Raw genomic sequence first — 454 nt, forward strand, 5'->3', positions numbered from 1 at the left:
TGTTACTTCATCAATATTATTGTATTTTACATTTACTGATGTACAAGAAAACATAATCAAAAGTAGTATAATATTTAATAATTTTTTCATAATGCATCCTTTCAAAAAAAAATCGCATAAGCGATTTTTTTCTATTTATTAAACTAACTCTATAATTGCAAGTTCAGCTGAGTCCCCTCTTCTTACATCAGTTTTGATGATTCTTGTGTAACCACCATTTCTTTCTGTATATCTTGGGGCTATTTCTTTAAAAACTTTTGCAGTTGCTTCTTCATTTCTTAAGAAAGAAAATACTTGTCTATATATATGTACTGCTTTTGCTTTATCGTCATTAGCTAAGTTATTTTTTTTACCTAAAGTAATCATTCTTTCACCGAAATTTCTTAACTCTTTACCACGAGTTACTGTCGTTTCGATTTGCTCAGCGTTCATTAAAGATATTTTCATATTCTTC

The 454-nt window shown here is 28.0% G+C and carries 1 protein-coding gene; it reads right to left on the reverse strand.

Annotation, left to right across the window (positions count from 1 at the left end):
• Nucleotides 1–138: 138 nt before the first annotated feature.
• A partial coding sequence (rplQ, locus tag AYC60_RS03410; protein ID WP_067321345.1) for a 50S ribosomal protein L17 occupies nucleotides 139–454 on the reverse strand: 316 nt, incomplete at its 5' end.

It is taken from the genome of Streptobacillus felis, from assembly GCF_001559775.1.
GTDB classification, from domain to species: Bacteria; Fusobacteriota; Fusobacteriia; order Fusobacteriales; family Leptotrichiaceae; genus Streptobacillus; species Streptobacillus felis.